This is a genomic window from Paraburkholderia sp. FW306-02-B, from assembly GCF_058782725.1.
Genome location: NZ_JBYSXZ010000001.1, coordinates 152,524 through 169,011, shown reverse-complemented (window position 1 = coordinate 169,011; position 16,488 = coordinate 152,524). Strand labels below are relative to the sequence as shown.

At 63.2% G+C, this 16,488-nt stretch carries 14 protein-coding genes and 1 pseudogene; 8 read left to right on the top strand and 7 right to left on the bottom strand.

Translation table 11 applies throughout. The features are described 5' to 3' along the window. Nucleotides 1-113 precede the first annotated feature (113 nt). Entirely contained in the window at nucleotides 114-656 is a 543-nt protein-coding gene (locus tag AC3WOG_RS00715) for a response regulator transcription factor (RefSeq protein WP_028197735.1), read from the bottom strand. Then, nucleotides 653-1,963, bottom strand: coding sequence for an ATP-binding protein (locus AC3WOG_RS00710; protein ID WP_492576175.1), 1,311 nt, complete (start codon nucleotides 1,961-1,963; stop codon nucleotides 653-655). The genes AC3WOG_RS00715 and AC3WOG_RS00710 overlap by 4 nt, the downstream gene beginning before the upstream one ends. A gap of 137 nt (nucleotides 1,964-2,100) precedes the next feature. Between AC3WOG_RS00710 and AC3WOG_RS00705 the strand changes: the two are divergent. Then, a pseudogene (locus tag AC3WOG_RS00705) lies at nucleotides 2,101-3,740 on the top strand (hypothetical protein). A gap of 31 nt (nucleotides 3,741-3,771) precedes the next feature. Here AC3WOG_RS00705 and AC3WOG_RS00700 read toward each other — a convergent pair. Then, nucleotides 3,772-3,996 carry a cysteine-rich CWC family protein gene (locus AC3WOG_RS00700; protein ID WP_492576174.1) on the bottom strand — a complete coding sequence of 75 codons (225 nt, stop codon included), beginning with the start codon at nucleotides 3,994-3,996 and terminating at the stop codon, nucleotides 3,772-3,774. A 265-nt stretch (nucleotides 3,997-4,261) separates the two neighbouring features. Between AC3WOG_RS00700 and argB the strand changes: the two genes are divergently transcribed. The 7 genes from argB to AC3WOG_RS00665 all read left to right on the top strand — a co-directional run bounded on the left by argB (nucleotide 4,262) and on the right by AC3WOG_RS00665 (nucleotide 11,541). Next, a complete protein-coding gene (argB, locus tag AC3WOG_RS00695) occupies nucleotides 4,262-5,161 on the top strand; it encodes an acetylglutamate kinase (RefSeq protein ID WP_341313662.1) in 900 nt (299 codons plus the stop codon). 214 nt (nucleotides 5,162-5,375) lie between these two features. After that, the gene (locus AC3WOG_RS00690; protein WP_492576173.1) at nucleotides 5,376-6,167 is read left to right on the top strand and encodes a pyrimidine 5'-nucleotidase; all 792 of its coding nucleotides are present in this window, start codon (nucleotides 5,376-5,378) and stop codon (nucleotides 6,165-6,167) included. After that, nucleotides 6,134-6,826 carry a nucleoid occlusion factor SlmA gene (gene slmA / locus AC3WOG_RS00685; RefSeq protein WP_492576172.1) on the top strand — a complete coding sequence of 231 codons (693 nt, stop codon included), beginning with the start codon at nucleotides 6,134-6,136 and terminating at the stop codon, nucleotides 6,824-6,826. The genes AC3WOG_RS00690 and slmA overlap by 34 nt, the downstream gene beginning before the upstream one ends. A 293-nt stretch (nucleotides 6,827-7,119) precedes the next feature. Beyond that, entirely contained in the window at nucleotides 7,120-8,265 is a 1,146-nt protein-coding gene (metX, locus tag AC3WOG_RS00680) for a homoserine O-succinyltransferase MetX (RefSeq protein ID WP_492576171.1), read from the top strand. Then, nucleotides 8,262-8,870: a methionine biosynthesis protein MetW gene (metW, locus tag AC3WOG_RS00675; protein WP_149668718.1), complete on the top strand. Its 609-nt coding sequence runs from the start codon at nucleotides 8,262-8,264 to the stop codon at nucleotides 8,868-8,870. Before metX ends, metW begins: the two co-directional genes overlap by 4 nt. A gap of 14 nt (nucleotides 8,871-8,884) precedes the next feature. Beyond that, complete coding sequence (locus AC3WOG_RS00670; RefSeq protein ID WP_492576170.1) at nucleotides 8,885-10,279, top strand: AmpG family muropeptide MFS transporter; 1,395 nt, start codon at nucleotides 8,885-8,887, stop codon at nucleotides 10,277-10,279. Beyond that, nucleotides 10,261-11,541, top strand: a complete 1,281-nt coding sequence (locus tag AC3WOG_RS00665; RefSeq protein WP_492576169.1) for a M48 family metallopeptidase — start codon at nucleotides 10,261-10,263, stop codon at nucleotides 11,539-11,541. Before AC3WOG_RS00670 ends, AC3WOG_RS00665 begins: the two co-directional genes overlap by 19 nt. Before the next feature lie 98 nt (nucleotides 11,542-11,639). Here the strand turns inward: AC3WOG_RS00665 and AC3WOG_RS00660 are convergent, their stop codons facing one another. The 4 genes from AC3WOG_RS00660 to gatA form a co-directional block, all read right to left on the bottom strand. Next, nucleotides 11,640-12,419, bottom strand: a complete 780-nt coding sequence (locus AC3WOG_RS00660) for an exodeoxyribonuclease III (protein ID WP_492576168.1) — start codon at nucleotides 12,417-12,419, stop codon at nucleotides 11,640-11,642. Nucleotides 12,420-12,465: 46 nt separating this feature from the next. Continuing rightward, nucleotides 12,466-13,305, bottom strand: coding sequence for a PPK2 family polyphosphate kinase (locus tag AC3WOG_RS00655; RefSeq protein WP_492576166.1), 840 nt, complete (start codon nucleotides 13,303-13,305; stop codon nucleotides 12,466-12,468). A 133-nt stretch (nucleotides 13,306-13,438) separates the two neighbouring features. Then, the gene (gene gatB, locus AC3WOG_RS00650) at nucleotides 13,439-14,914 is read right to left on the bottom strand and encodes an Asp-tRNA(Asn)/Glu-tRNA(Gln) amidotransferase subunit GatB (RefSeq protein WP_492576165.1); all 1,476 of its coding nucleotides are present in this window, start codon (nucleotides 14,912-14,914) and stop codon (nucleotides 13,439-13,441) included. A 5-nt stretch (nucleotides 14,915-14,919) separates the two neighbouring features. Then, nucleotides 14,920-16,407 carry an Asp-tRNA(Asn)/Glu-tRNA(Gln) amidotransferase subunit GatA gene (gatA, locus tag AC3WOG_RS00645; protein ID WP_492576164.1) on the bottom strand — a complete coding sequence of 496 codons (1,488 nt, stop codon included), beginning with the start codon at nucleotides 16,405-16,407 and terminating at the stop codon, nucleotides 14,920-14,922. Nucleotides 16,408-16,488: the final 81 nt, after the last annotated feature.

The following is a 16,488-nucleotide window of genomic DNA, read 5'->3' as shown; positions in this document are numbered from 1 at the left end:
ATTAAAGCCGTACGCCTCGCCGGATCCACATCATGTGTGAGGCGTAAAAAACGGGCTGCCTTGTAAAAGGCAGCCCGTTTTGCTTTCTGGCCTGCGAACGAAAGACCCAGCGCTTACTGCTTGACCGGCCGCTTGGCCAACTTGCGCTGCAGCGTTCGACGATGCATGTTCAACGCGCGCGCGGTGGCCGAAATATTACCGCCGTGCTCAGCGAGCACGCGTTGGATATGCTCCCATTCGAGACGCGCGACCGACAGCGGCGTGGGATGCTCGATCGCCTCTTCGGCTTGCAACGCGCTCGCTTCGCTTTGCAGCGCCGACAAAATCGTTTCGACGTTGGCCGGCTTCGCCAGATAGTTATCGGCGCCGTCTTTCACCGCTTGCACCGCAGTCGCAATGCTCGCGTACCCGGTCAGCACCAGCATCCGCGCGTCCGGCTGCAAGTCGCGCAGCGGCGCGACGAGCGTGAGGCCCGAGTCGTTGCCGAGATGCAGGTCCACCGTGATCTGGCTGAACTTCTGCTGGTTCGCGAGCTTGATCGCCTCGTCCGCGTTGTGCGCTTCGGCCACCGTGTAGCCGCGCCGCGTCAGACCGCGGGCGAGGATGCCGGAGAACACCTCATCGTCGTCGATCACCAGAAAATTCATATCGCTCATGCCTGTTTCTCCGTGTTGGATGGCGCGGCGCCGCGACGGCCCGTGCCGGATAATTTGCGCGCCGCGAGCGGTAGCCGCAGCACTGCGCGTGTGCCACGTGGCTTGATCTCACTCACGTCGGTCAATTCGATCGAACCGCCCAGGCGCGCCGCCGCTGAAAACGCCAGATAAAGACCCACGCCGTGCCCGCCCTGCGTACTGTCGACCGGCATCGCGCCGAGTGAACCGCGCAACGCCGGTGGAATACCTGGGCCCGCGTCGCATACTTCGAATTCGATCTGGTCGCCTTGCTTCGCGAGCGTGCATGCCAGCGTCACATGATCGCGGCTCGCACGCGCCGCGTTGTCCAGCAGAATCGTGAGAATCTGACTGACGGCAACCGTGTCGTCAAGACTGACCTCCGCGGGCGGCACGCCGAGCCGCTCGAATTTCACATGCGGATGGCGCAAGCGCCATTGCTCACCGAACGACTCGAGCCACTCGGCGACCGGTTGCCGGTTGCTCGACGTCGATGCGCGGCTGCGCAGCCGCGCAAGCGCCGAGGTGCACAACGTCATTTGCTGTTCGAGCAGTTCGAGATCGGCGTTATAGGGCGCGAGGCCCTGATCCGTGCGCGCGGCGTCGCGCAATTCTTCGGACAGCATCGCAATAGTAGACAGCGGCGTGCCGATTTCGTGCGCGACGGTGGCGGCCTGCACGCCGAGTGCGACGGCGCGCTCGTCTTGCAGCAAGCGCTGCTGGGCTTCGCCAAGCGCTGCGTCACGTAGCCGCAGAGCCCGCGACATACGCGCCACGAACCATGCAATCAAACCGACGCTGACCATGAAGTTCACCCACATGCCTGCGCGATAGTAATCGAACAGGTTGGCGGGGTTATCGAGATTAAGCGGCACCGAATCGAAACCAAGCACGGCGTAGCAGGCCACCGCGAAGGCGGCAAGCCACGCCATCAAACGCCACGGCAACACCGCCGCGGCAATCGCGAGAGACGGCAGATACAGCGAGACAAAGGGATTGGTCGTGCCACCGGACAGAAACAGCAACGCCGACAACGCGCCCAGATCGACCCAGATCTGGCCGAACAATTCGAGATTGGACTCGGGCCGCTGCTGCGAGACGCGCCACCAGGTGAGACCGTTGAAGATCACTTCGAGCGAGATCACGAGCAACATCGCGGGCAACGGCAGGTGCACGCCGATGAAGGTCTGCACGAACGCGATCGTCACCAGTTGGCCGATGATGGCGAGACTGCGCAGCCAGAACAGATGACCGAGATTGACCCGGCCGGTGTTGGTAATACGATGCATGACGTCAGTTTACCTGTTCGGAATTGTCGGACGAGTCTGACTGACCTCGCGACGTCGCGCCGGTAAGATGGATTTTTTGCGATTGCGCCGCACGGGACATCGCCCACCATCGGCTTTCCAGCCGTCCGGACATACTCATGCCGTCCCCATCCTCAGATTCCGAGCAGCACGTCTCGTCAGCTTTCCTGAATTTTCTGCGGCATGCTGCCGCAGCTCAACAAAACGGCACCGCACAAGCACAGGCCAGCTGGCTCGATGCCGCCGCGCAACTGCATCCACTCGACGACGACTCGCTCGATTCGCTGACCACAGCTTCGCTTGCGCAACACCGTCACGACGACGCCATCGCGCTCGCCGCCATTATTGCCCAACTCGACCCGAACCGCGCTGTTGCGCACTTTCGCCTTGGCTACACGCTGCAAATGGCGAACCGGCATGGCGAAGCGATCGCACCATATCGTCGTGCACTCGCGCTCGATCCGCGGCTGCCGCAGTTGCGCAACAATCTCGCTGGCGCGTTGATGCTCACGGGCGGCGACCTGAGCGAACAGCTCGCGCTATTGGAAAGCGCAGTGCAAGACGAACTTGGCGAAGGCGACGCCTGGACCAAACTCACGCAGGCAAGCCGCGCCGGTTTTAATCTGCCGCGCGCGCTCGAGGCCGGCGCACGAGCCGTGCAATGCGCGCCGCATAGCCCGCTGGCGCATAACAACTATGCGCTGGCACTGCGTGAAGCGCAACGCTGGGACGACGCGGAGCAAGCCGAAAGGACCGCCTGCGCACTTGCACCCAACGACGCGACCGTGCGCCCCAATCTCAGCATGTTGCTGCTGATGCGCGGTAATTACGCGCACGGCTGGCCGGCCCACGAAGCGCGCTGGGACGGTTCTTTAGAACTGGGCGGCAACCGCCCGCAGATGCCGGCTCCGACCTGGCAAGGCGAACCGCTCGCCGGCAAAACGTTGTTGGTGTGGGGCGAGCAGGGCATGGGCGACGTGCTGCAGTTCAGCCGCTATATTCCGTTGCTGGCCGAGCGCGTTCAACGCGAAGGCGGCCGCCTGCTCTGGAATTCGCTTCCGCAGATGGGCGCGCTGCTGGTGCGCAACCTGGGCGAACATGTGGATGACTACACCGCAGGCGGCGGCGTCGAATCTCTGCCGCCGTTCGACTATGAGATTCCGCTACTCAGTCTGCCATTCATATTCGACACGCGGGAAGAGACGATCCCCGCTGCGATTCCGTATTTGCACGCCGACCTGCCGCCAGCGAGTCATGGCGCACGCGCCTTGCCGGCGAACCCAGACTCAAGGTGGGACTGACATCGACCGGCAGCGCCGGCCATCAGCGCAATCCGTTTCGGCGGGTTGGCTGGGAACGCTATGCGGCGTATTTCGGCGGCATGAAAGACGTTGCCTTCTATTCGCTGCAACCGGGCGCGGCCGCGGACGTCGCGGCGGCGCAAGCAGCCGGCTTGCCGATCACCGACTTCACCGGCGGGTTCGCCGACTTCGACGACACCGCCGCGTTTGTCAGCGCGCTCGACCTCGTGATCACGGTTTGTACGTCCGTGGCACATCTGAGCGGCGCGCTCGGCCAGCGCACGTGGGTGCTGCTCGACGTCAATCCGCACTGGGTTTGGCTGCTCGACCGGCGTCACAGCCCGTGGTATCCAGGCGCGACGCTATACCGGCAGCAACAGTTCGGCCAATGGAATCCGGCACTCGAAGCCGTTGCACACGATCTGGGCGCGCTGGCGGCGCGGCACTGCGCGGCGTAGTTCGCCACAGCGTCGCCGCAGCGCGCCGGTTTCAAGCCGGACCGGCGCCAGGCCCGGCTTGCGCGGCTCGTGCGATCTCCGCGGCGAGACATTCGGGGCACAGGCAGCGGCCACTCGGATCCAGCCTGTCGGCCGGCAATGCAGGCATGGCGCGGCACCAGCAGTCGAACGGCTCCCCATGCATGGCGCAGTCGAACGCGTTGCCGCAACGCGGACAACGCGCGCTGCTTTGGGAGCGGGAAGCAGACGGTTTCATGACGGGCCGGATGGTCTCGGTGAAGCATCGGTCAGGAAATGATGCCACGAGTGGCGCGGCTCCGTTAGTCGGCCGCTCGGCCTATTCACGGCCTGCCGTGACCGGCTGTACGCTTGTTCGTCGGCCGCCTGTTTGAGCCGTCGATTGCGCAGTGCGCCAGGCGTGTGCCGCCCGCCGCCAGCGCCGGTGTCGAAAACCCTGTTGCAGCGCGCCAGTCCTGTACAATTCGCCGTGTTTCAACTGTCCCGTGCCTGAGCCTGCCGCCATGTCCGAGCTTCCCGACCTTTCGCAGATCGCGCCCACCCTTAAGGCTGAAATCCTGGCCGAGGCGCTGCCCTATATTCGCCAATATCACGGTAAGACCGTGGTGATCAAATACGGCGGCAACGCCATGACCGAAGAGCGCCTGAAGCAAGGCTTCGCGCGCGACGTGATTCTGCTGAAACTGGTCGGTATCAATCCGGTGATCGTGCACGGCGGCGGTCCGCAAATCGACCAGGCACTGAAGAAAATCGGCAAGCAGGGCACGTTTATCCAGGGCATGCGCGTCACCGACGAAGAGACGATGGAAGTCGTCGAATGGGTGCTCGGCGGCGAAGTGCAGCAGGATATCGTCACGCTGATCAACCATTTCGGCGGCCACGCCGTCGGTTTGACCGGCAAGGACGGCGGCCTGATCCACGCGCGCAAGATGTTGATGCCGGATCGCGACAATCCCGGCCAGTATGTCGATATCGGCCAGGTCGGCGAAGTCGAGGCGATCAATCCGGCGGTCGTGAAGGCGCTGCAGGACGACGCGTTCATTCCGGTGATCTCGCCGATCGGTTTCGGCGAAGACGGCCTGTCGTACAACATCAACGCGGATCTGGTCGCGGGCAAGCTGGCGGTCGTGCTGAACGCCGAAAAGCTCGTGATGATGACCAACATCCCCGGCGTGATGGACAAGGAAGGCAATCTGCTGACCGATCTGTCGGCGCGCGAAATCGACGGCCTGTTCGACGATGGCACGATCTCCGGCGGCATGCTGCCGAAAATCTCGTCGGCGCTCGACGCAGCGAAGAGCGGCGTGCGTTCGGTGCACATCATCGACGGCCGGATCGAACACTCGGTTCTGCTGGAAATTCTCACCGAACAGCCGTTCGGCACGATGATCCGCTCGCATTGATCTTCACCTCGAGCACGGCATGCGCGGCGCGCCCAACATGTGCGCCATGCATGCCTGTGGTACTGCCCGGTTCGCAGCCTGGTTTGCTGCTCGCCTCACACCGCGCCGCCCAATCGCGCGAAAATAAACACCTCTTTCCTCCCCCGCTCGCATCGCGAGCCGCCCGCGTTCGTTGCACGGCGCGGCAGCACGCCGCTAGCCGGCTCTACTCATCATGCGCACTCCCACTTCCCGGCGCCGTCGTCCGCACATCGCAGGTGGCAGTCCGGTCTGGCTGTTCGACCTCGACAACACGCTGCACCACGCTTCGCACGCGATCTTTCCGGCGATCAATCAGGCGATGACGCAGTACATCATCGACGCGCTGCAGGTCGAAACCGACGAAGCCAACCGCCTGCGCACCGGTTACACGCAGCGCTACGGCGCGACCCTGCTCGGGCTCACGCGGCATCATCCGCTCGATCCGCACGATTTCCTGAAGGTCGTGCACACGTTTCCCGATCTGGGTTCGATGATCCGCCACGAACGCGGCATCGCGCGCCTCGTCGCTGCGCTGCCGGGCCGCAAGATCGTGCTGACCAACGCCCCGGAAGCCTATGCGCGCGCCGTGCTGGCTGAACTGGGCATCGAGCGGCTGTTCGAGCAAGTCATCGCGATCGAGCATATGCGCGACCGTCGCGGCTGGCGCGCCAAACCCGACCACGCGATGCTGCGCAAAGCGATGCGCGACGCGCAGGTGTCGATGAGCGATGTGATCCTCGTCGAAGACACGTGCTCGCATCTGAAGAACTATCGGCGGCTCGGCATCCGCACCGTGTGGATCACCGGTCACCTGCCGCGCAAACCGCATGCGGACGGCGTGCCGACGCGTCTGCCGGGCACCGGCCGGCCACACTATGTCGATCGGTGCATTCGTTCGTTAAAATCGTTACGACTGGGCACCCGCTCGGTGCGACTGAAGGGACGACAGACATGCAGCCGATCGACAAGCCTGACGAAGCCGTAGCCGAACACGAGCCCGAACCCGCGGCGAGCCCGCGTGCGCCGCGCCTGAAGCCGGGCGAGCGCCGGGTGCACATCCTCCAGACGCTTGCCGCGATGCTGGAGGCGCCGAAGAACGAAAAGATCACCACCGCGGCGCTCGCCGCCCGCCTCGGCGTCTCGGAGGCCGCGCTGTACCGGCATTTCGCCAGCAAGGCGCAAATGTTCGAAGGGTTGATCGAGTTCATCGAGCAAACCATCTTCGGCCTGATCAACCAGATCGCCGACAAGGAAAGCAACGGCGTGCTGCAAGCGCGTTCGATCGCATTGATGCTGCTCAATTTCCCCGCGAAGAACCCCGGCATGACGCGCGTTTTGACCTGCGAGGCGCTGGTCGGCGAGCATGAACGACTGACCGAACGCGTCAATCAGATGCTGGAGCGGGTCGAGGCTTCGTTGAAGCAATGTCTGCGGCTCGCTCAAATGGATGCAAACGCGAGCGAAACCGCAAGCGTGGACGGCACGCACGCCGCCGTGCCGCTGCCCGCCGGCTACGATCCCGCGATCCGCGCGAGCCTGCTGCTCAGCTACATCATCGGCCGCTGGCACCGGTACGTGCGCAGCGGCTTTGCGCGGCCGCCAGCCGAACACGCCGACGCCCAGTTGCTGCTGATTCTTCAGTAGTCCGCGCGGCATACGCGGCCTCGTGCGAGCGCCCACGACGCTGCCGCATGAGAATTTCCGCTATACTTTGCGCCTGATTGCCGCACCCGAAAGCACCCGGCGCGGCAATCCAGAACACCCTGAACATCTCACGCGCCGATTTGCTGACTCGATTGCGGGCGCGCGAACCACCGGGAACGTTTCCCGGGGTTCACTACAAATGCGGCTAAAGAGGTCGTCAGCCGCGCACACAGTCTTTCCCCGTGCCTCGCCGACGCCATCTAGCCGCCCTGTTTTGTTAAATGGCGGAATGAATGGAATCGATCGGTATCGTCGCTCCCCAAAAAATGCATTTCACCGAGCCGCTGCGCTTGCAGAACGGCAGCTCGCTGGCCGGTTACGACCTGATGGTCGAAACCTACGGCACGCTCAATGCCGCGCGCAGCAATGCGGTGCTGGTGTGCCACGCGCTCAATGCCTCGCACCATGTCGCGGGCGTGTACGCCGACAATCCGAAGGACATCGGCTGGTGGGACAACATGGTCGGCCCGGGCAAGCCGCTCGACACCAACCGGTTCTTCGTGATCGGCGTGAACAACCTGGGCTCGTGCTTCGGCTCGACCGGCCCGATGAGCATCGATCCGGCCACCGGAAACCCATACGGCGCGACGTTTCCCGTCGTGACGGTGGAAGACTGGGTCAACGCCCAGGCACGCGTCGCCGATGAATTCGGTATCACGTGCTTTGCCGCGGTCATGGGCGGCAGCCTCGGCGGCATGCAGGCGCTGGCGTGGAGCATGATGTATCCGGAACGGGTCGGCCATTGCATCGTGGTCGCGTCCACGCCGAAACTGTCCGCGCAGAACATCGCCTTCAACGAGGTGGCGCGCTCGGCGATCCTGTCCGACCCGGACTTCCACGGCGGCAACTACTACGCGCACAACGTGAAGCCGAAGCGCGGCTTGCGTGTCGCGCGGATGATCGGCCACATCACCTATCTGTCCGACGACGACATGGCCGAGAAATTCGGCCGGTCGCTGCGCCGCGCGGAAGGCGCGGTGGATGCGTACAACTTCAACTTCGACGTCGAGTTCGAGGTGGAGTCGTATCTGCGCTACCAGGGCGACAAGTTCGCCGACTACTTCGACGCGAACACCTATCTGCTGATCACCCGCGCGCTCGACTATTTTGATCCGGCCAAAGCCTTCGACGGCGATCTGACCGCCGCCGTCGCCCACACCACGGCGAAATACCTGATCGCCAGCTTCTCGACCGACTGGCGTTTCGCGCCGGCTCGTTCGCGCGAACTGGTGAAGGCGCTGCTCGACCACAAACGCACGGTGACTTACGCTGAAATCGACGCGCCGCACGGCCACGACGCCTTCCTGCTCGACGACGCGCGCTATCACAACCTGATGCGCGCCTATTACGAACGTATTGCGAACGAGGTGAACGCATGAATCAGCGAGCACTCGATTATCTGGCGCTGCGCCCGGATTTCCGCGCGATCGCCCGCTGGGTCGAACCGCGCGCAACGGTGCTCGACCTCGGCTGCGGCGACGGTTCGCTGCTGTCGCTGCTGACCGAAGAACTGGACGTGCAGGGCTACGGCATCGAAATCAACGACGCCGGCGTGCTGGCGTCGACGCAAAACGGCGTCAACGTGATCCAGCAGAACCTGGAAGACGGCCTGCGTCTGTTCGAAGACGGCAGCTTCGACTTCGCGATTCTGTCGCAGACGCTGCAAACCATCCATCAGACCGCCGCGATCTTGCGCGAGACGGTGCGGGTCGGCAAGGAATGCATCGTCTCGTTTCCGAATTTCGGCTACTGGGCGCACCGGCTTTCTGTGCTGCAGGGCCGCATGCCTGTGTCGAAGTCGCTGCCTTACCAGTGGCACAACACGCCGAACGTGCGGGTGCTGACCATCAAGGATTTCGAGGCGCTGGCGCCCGAGGTGGGCATCGAAATTCTCGACCGCGTGGTACTGCACGACGGCCAGGTGGTGCGGTGGGGCGTGAACTGGCGTGGTAGTCTTGCGGTCTATCGCGTCAAGAAAAGCTAACGCAAGTTATCCACATGTCGAACCCGCCGCACGAGGCGCCTGCACTTACCGCTCACGTAGAACATCCCGGCTGGCGCGCGTTCCTGAATGCGCGCATGCTGATCTGCGTCTTTCTCGGCTTTACGTCCGGACTGCCGCTGTTCACGCTCGTCTATCTGGTGCAGGCGTGGCTACGCTCCGAAGGCGTCAATCTGAAGGAAATCGGCCTGTTTGCGCTGATCCAGTTCCCGTACACCTGGAAATTCATCTGGGCGCCGCTGATGGACCGCTACGTGCCGCGTTTTCCGGGCTGGCGTCCGGGAAGACGGCGCGGCTGGATGCTGGTCACGCAGATTCTGGTCGCGGGCGCGATCGCGGCGCTCGGTTTCGTCTCGCCGCGCGACTCGATCTGGACGGTCGCGGCGCTCACGGCGCTGGTCGCGTTCTTCGGCGCGAGTCAGGACATCTCGATCGATGCGTACCGGCGGGAACTGCTGAGCGACACGCAGCAAGGTCTCGGCAATGCGGTGCACGTAAACGCGTACAAGATCGCCGCGCTGGTGCCGGGTTCGTTGGCGCTGATTCTGTCCGATCATTTGCCCTGGACCACCGTTTTCATCGTCACCGGCGCGTTCATGCTGCCCGGCATGATCATGACGCTGGTGGTGCGCGAACCCGAGGTACACGGCACGCCACCCAAGAATCTGCGCGAAGCGATCGTGCAGCCGTTCAGCGAATTCATTCAACGTGACGGCTGGCGCGGCGCGCTGTTCGTGCTCGGCTTCATCTTCCTGTACAAGCTCGGCGACACGATGGCGACCACGCTGTCGACCTCATTCTTTCTCGACATCGGCTTTTCGCGCACGCAGATCGGCGTGATCGCGAAGACCACCGCATTCGGCGCGAGTCTCGCGGGCGGGATTGTCGGCGGAATCTGGCTGATGAAGATCGGCATCGGCCGCGGGCTATGGATTTTCGGCATCCTGCAGATGGTGTCCACGCTCGGTTTCGCGTGGCTCGCGCATCTCGGGCCGGCTTCGCCCGGTCTTACCGCGATCTATGACATCGCCGTCTGGCTGAGCCAGGGCACGACGAAGCTGCTCGCGCTGGTCGGCGTCGACTGGGCCGTGCAGCTCGATCCGCGCTCGGTCGCACTCGCCCTCGTCTACGGCTTCGAAACCTTCACAACCGGCCTGACAATGGCGGCCTTCACCGCCTACATCGCCAGCACCACCGATCCGCGCTACACGGCCACGCAGTTCGCGCTGTTCACCAGCCTGGCCTCCGTGCCTCGCACGCTGGCATCGGCGGCAAGCGGCTATGTGGTCGCCAAGATCGGCTGGTTCGACTACTTCATCGTGTGTACCGCGCTGGCGCTGCCCGGCATGCTGCTTCTGCTGCGGATCGCCCCTTGGAGAAGCCAGTCGTGACGGTGTTCCTGCCAAAGCGCGTGACGCGCGCGGACGCCTTTTCGGCTCAGCCCTTCAAGGCCAGCCGCGCCGCATTGCATGCGGCATTGGCGCTCGGCTATGCGGGCGTCACGCTAGCTGCGCCGTTAAGCGCACATGCGGCAGCCATGCCTGTGGTCGCCACCAGCGCACCGGTGCCGGCTACGGCACCAGCGGCGCTGGCGGCAAAATCGGCGCAGAGCGCAACGAGCCCCGAGAATGCTACACCGGCGGCACCCAGCGCGAATAGCGCGGCAACCGCCGGCAGCGCGGCTGGCGCCGCCACGCCGCCCGCGCCATCGCCCGCGCCGCAACCGGCAACGGCCAAGACGCCCGCGCCCACCGCGACGCCGCCCGCAGCTGCAAAGGCGCCTGCTGCCACCTCGACGCCAGCAGCGGCTGCAAGCCCGGCCGCGTCCGCGTCGTACAGTCCGAACTCGCAACTGCGCTACGGCGGCTACGTGGTATTCCGTAACCTGATTCCATCGTCGATGCTCGAGGCGCAAGCCACCGAAGAGTTCGACCAGATCGCGCGCGGCGCGGATCACGCGAACCGTCTGTACGGCGAGACCGACGCGCACGTCACGCGCGTGCGTTCTATCGCGGACAAACTGATCCCCTATTCGCTGAAATGGAACGAGCGGGCGAAGGGCTGGAAGTGGGATGTGGCGGTGGTCCGCTCGCCCGATATCCGCATGTACTGTCTGCCGGGCGGCAAGATCGTCCTGTATAGCGGCCTGCTCGACCGCGTGCGTCTGAACGACAACGAACTCGGCATGCTGATCGGCCATGAGATCGCGCACGCGTTGCGCGAGCATGCGCGCGAGCGGCTCGGCGAGCAACAGGCGGGACAACTGGGTTCGTCGGGCGCGATTCCGCAGCTATTCGGGCTCGCCGATCTGGGCGCGGCGCCGCTCGGCATCGGTTCGCAGTTGCTGGAAATGAAGTACGAAAACACCGACGAAACCGAAGCCGACGTGATCGGCAGCGATATCGCGTCGCGCGCCGGCTTCGACCCGCGCGCGGCGGTCACGCTGTGGGACAAGCTGGCGACGGCAACGCGCAGCAATCGCGAGCAAGGGTTCATCTACGTGCATCCGTATACGCAGGCGCGCCGCCAGGACATCATCAAGCGCTTGCCGGATATGCTGCCGCTCTATGCAAAAGCGGTCGGCAAAAGCGTGGATGCGCTACCGGACTATGCCGGCATGGGCCGTCCGCGCCGCAAGCTGGCCCGCGATTGAGTTTCGCGAGCCGCGCGCTTGTGGTTCGCCTGCGGCCCTTGTGGTTCGCCTGCGGCCCTTGTGGTTCGCCTGCGGCTCAGGCGGCGCTCATGTTGTGATTACTTCTTGAGCTTGTGGTCGTAGTCGACGGTCAGCGGCGCGTGGTCGCTGAACTTGATGTCGCGGAACACGTCGGTGCGCTTCGCCTTGCCTGCGATGCCCTGCGTCGCGATCTGATAATCGATTCGCCACCCGACGTTGTTCGCGTATGCCTGACCGCGATTGCTCCACCACGTGTACTGTTCCGGCCGCTGATCGAGCGTGCGGAACACGTCGACATAACCGACTTCGTCGAACAGTCTGGTCAGCCACGCGCGCTCTTCCGGCAAGCAACCTGAGTTCTTCTGGTTGCTCTTCCAGTTCTTGATGTCGATCTCTTTGTGGACGATGTTGACGTCGCCGCACACGATCACTTCACGCTCTTTAGCCAGCTCCGCGAGATGCGGCATGAACACGTCCATGAAGCGGTACTTGGCCTGCTGACGTTCTTCGCCGCTCGAACCCGACGGCACATACACCGACACGATCGACAGCTTGCCGAACCGCAGTTCGACATAGCGCCCTTCGGCGTCGAATTCCTCGCTGCCGAAACCGATCACGACTTCGTCCGGCTCATGACGCGTGTACACGCCCGCACCGCTATAGCCCTTCTTCACCGCATGCTGAAAATAGCCGGTGAAATCGTGCGGCGCCATGAATTCGGGCGTCATATCGTCTTGCGAGCATTTGATTTCCTGCACGCACAGCACGTCGGCTTTCTGTTCGCCGAACCAGTCGAAAAACCCCTTCTTCGCCGCTGAGCGGATGCCGTTCAGGTTCGCGGTAATCACACGCAACATGTCGTTCCTCTTATGTTCAATTCGTTGTTAAAGCAAAAGGGAAAAGTCACTCGACCTTGACGCCCTTCAGCGATTCTTTAGAGGGCGGATATTCGAGCTTCAACCCTTCGAACGTGCGCAACAGCAACTCGGCGATCATCACGTTGCGATGCGTCTTCGAATCGGCCGGAATCACATACCACGGCGCGTAATCCGTCGAAGTGGCGGCTAATGCATCGCAATACACCGCCTGATATTTGTCCCACTGCTTGCGCGCGTCGAGATCGGACACATCGAATTTCCAGTGCTTGCTCGGATCGTCGATCCGCGCTTGCAGACGCGCACGCTGCTCGTCTTTCGAAATGTGCAGCATGCACTTGACGATGGTCGTACCGTTGTATGCCAGCATCTCTTCGAACTGGCGAATGTGGCAACTGCGTTGCTCGAATGCTTCGGCGCTCAGGTTGCCGAGCACGGTGGGCACCAGCAGATCTTCGTAGTGACTACGATTGAAGATCGTCAGCTCGCCGGCAGCCGGGGCTTGTGCATGCACACGCCACAAGAAGTCATGCGCCAACTCGACAGGCGTCGGCGCCTTGAACGGGACGATATGCAAACCGAGCGGATCGACTTCATGAAACACCGCGCGAATCGTGCCATCCTTGCCGCTCGTGTCCATGCCTTGCAGAACCAGCAACACGCGACGCTTCTGCTGGGCGTGCAGGCACTCCTGCAACATGTCGAGCTTCGCGCCGATCTCCGACAACCGTGCGCGGTCGCTTTCTTTCGAACCGGTCGAAAACGGCTTTGCGGCCGGGTCGAAATCGTCGAGCGAGAATTTGCTCTTCTTTTTGCCGTCGTCGAAATACGGTACGCGGAAATCGTCAAGTTCGGGTTGCTTCGCCATTCACACACTCCGTGATCTGCGTTTAAACGGGCCCGCAAAATGAAACGGGCCGTTGCCCCACTTTCGTTTCCGGCAACAGCCCGCGATGGCCAAAGCTCGCGCCTCAGCCGTGCTTCTTCAACTGAGCTTCAACTCAGGACAGCTTCTTCTTCAGCAGTTCGTTGACCTGCGCCGGGTTGGCCTTGCCCTTGGTCGCCTTCATCGCCTGGCCGATCAGCGCGTTGAACGCCTTTTCCTTGCCGGCGCGGAATTCCTCGACCGACTTCTGGTTCGCCGCGAGGACTTCGTCGATGATCGCTTCCAGCGCGCCGGCGTCCGAAATCTGCTTCAAACCCTTCGCTTCGATGATGCGATCGGCGGCGGCTTCGTCCGTGGCCTTCTCTTCCCAGATGGCGAGGAAAATTTCCTTGGCGATCTTGTTCGAGATCGTGCCGTCGGCGATACGTTGCAGCAACAGCGCGAGTTGCGCCGACGAAACCGGACTCCCGGCGATATCGAGGCCTTCGCGATTCAGTTGCGACGACACTTCGCCCATCAGCCAGTTTGCCGCGACCTTCGCCTGGGCGGGGCCGGCTTTGACGACAACCGCTTCGTAGTAAGCAGCCATCGCCTTGCTCGACGTCAGCACGTTGGCGTCGTACGGCGTCAGGCCGTATTGCGATACGAAGCGTTGCTGAATCGCTACCGGCAGTTCCGGCATCTCGCTCTTCACGCGCTCGACCCACGCCGCGTCGATCACGAGCGGCATCAGATCGGGATCGGGGAAATAGCGGTAATCGTGCGCGTCTTCCTTGCTGCGCATCGAACGCGTTTCGCGCTTGTCCGGATCGTACAGACGCGTTTCCTGCACCACTGTGCCGCCGTCTTCGATCAATTCGATCTGACGGCGCACCTCGTACTGGATCGCTTCTTCGAGGAAGCGGAACGAGTTCAGGTTCTTGATCTCGGCGCGCGTGCCGAATTCCGCCTGACCGACTGGGCGCACCGACACGTTCGCGTCGCAACGGAAGGAGCCTTCCTGCATGTTGCCGTCGCAGATGCCGAGCCACGTGACCAGCGTGTGCAGCGTCTTGGCATACGCAACCGCTTCAGCCGCACTGCGCATTTCCGGCTCGGTGACGATTTCGAGCAACGGCGTGCCGGCGCGATTCAGGTCGATGCCGGTCATGTCCGCGAAGTCTTCGTGCAGCGACTTGCCCGCATCTTCTTCGAGGTGAGCGCGCGTCAGGTTGACAACCTTCTCATACGCGTCCTTACCCGTCTTTTCATTGGCAGGCACTTGAATCGTCACCTGGCCGCCCTGCACGACGGGAATTTCGTACTGGCTGATCTGATAGCCCTTCGGCAGATCGGGGTAGAAATAATTCTTGCGCGCAAAGATGCTGCGCGGCGCGATGGTGGAGCCGATCGCGAGGCCGAACTGGATGGCTCGCTCGACAGCGCCGCGGTTCATCACCGGCAACGTGCCCGGCAATGCCAGATCGACGGGGCAGGCTTGCGTGTTGGGCGCAGCGCCGAACTGCGTGGCGGCGCCGGAGAAAATCTTCGATTTGGTCGACAGTTGCGCGTGGGTCTCCAGACCGATCACGACTTCCCATTGCTTGGTCATGGTGTTCACACTCCTGCCGGTGCTTTGCGGTGCCAGTCGGTGGCGCGCTGGAACGCGTCGGCCACTTGCAGCATCCGGGCTTCATTGAAATAGTTGCCGATGATCTGCAGACCCACCGGACGCTGCGCATTCGCGCCCGCGCCAAAGCCGCACGGCACGCTCATGCCCGGCAAACCGGCGAGGCTCACCGACAGCGTGTAAATGTCGGCCAGGTACATCTGCACCGGATCGTCGCCCTTCGCGCCGAGGTCCCACGCCACTGACGGCGAGACCGGTCCCATGATCACGTCGCACTGCTTGAACGCTTCCTGGAAATCCTGCGCGATAATGCGGCGGATCTTTTGTGCCTGCAGGTAGTACGCGTCGTAGTAGCCATGCGACAGCACGTACGCGCCCACCAGAATGCGGCGCTTCACTTCCGGGCCGAAGCCTTCGGCACGCGACTTCTTATACATGTCCAGCAGATCGCGGTATTCCGCGGCGCGATGGCCGAAGCGCACGCCGTCGAAACGCGACAGGTTCGACGAGGCTTCCGCCGGCGCGATCACGTAGTACACCGGAATCGACAGTTCGGTTTTCGGCAGCGAGACTTCCACCAGCGTGGCGCCGAGCGCTTCGTATTGTTTCAGCGCGGCGTCGATCGAAGCGCGCACGTCATCGGCCAAACCTTCGCCAAAGTATTCCTTCGGCAGACCGATGCGCAGACCGGCGAGCGGTTTGTCCGCGCCGTCGTCTTTCCACGTCTTGCCGATGTAGCGCGTGAAGTCCTCATCCTCGCGCGTGAGGCTCGTCGAATCGCGTTCGTCGAAACCGGCCATGGTGTTGAGCAGCGTCGCGCAATCCGCGGCGGTTTGCGCAAACGGACCGCCCTGATCCAGCGACGACGCAAACGCGATCATCCCGTAACGCGATACGCGGCCATACGTCGGCTTGATGCCGGTGATGCCGGAGAACGACGCCGGCTGACGAATCGAGCCGCCGGTATCGGTGCCGGTCGCGGCGGGCGCCAGACGCGCCGCCACAGCCGCCGCCGAGCCGCCCGACGAACCACCCGGCACGGCCTTACGATCCCACGGATTCTGCACGGGACCAAAGTACGAATTCTCGTTGGACGAGCCCATCGCGAACTCGTCCATATTGGTCTTGCCCACACACACCATGCCGGCGTTCTGCAAGCGGGCGACCACCGTCGCGTCGAACGGACTTTCGTAGTTCGCGAGCATCTTCGAGCCGGCGGTGGAGCGCCAGCCCTTCGTGACGAACACGTCCTTGTGCGCGATCGGCAGGCCGACCAGGGGGCCGGCGTGGCCGGTGTGGAGCAGCGCGTCGGCCGCTTTCGCCTGCGCGAGCGTCAGATCGGCGTCGACCTGAATGAACGCGTTCAGGCTGTTGGCCGCGTCGATCCGCTTCAGATACAACTGCGCCAGTTCGACTGCCGAGCATTCCTTGGCAGCGAGTGCGGCACGCAGTTCGGTCAAGCTTTTTTCATGCATTGCGTTTCATCCTGAAGAGCGCGGCAGCGTGGACAACGCTGCCGTGGAGGCGTTCGGCTGCCCGCCGGCAAGCCGGGCCGA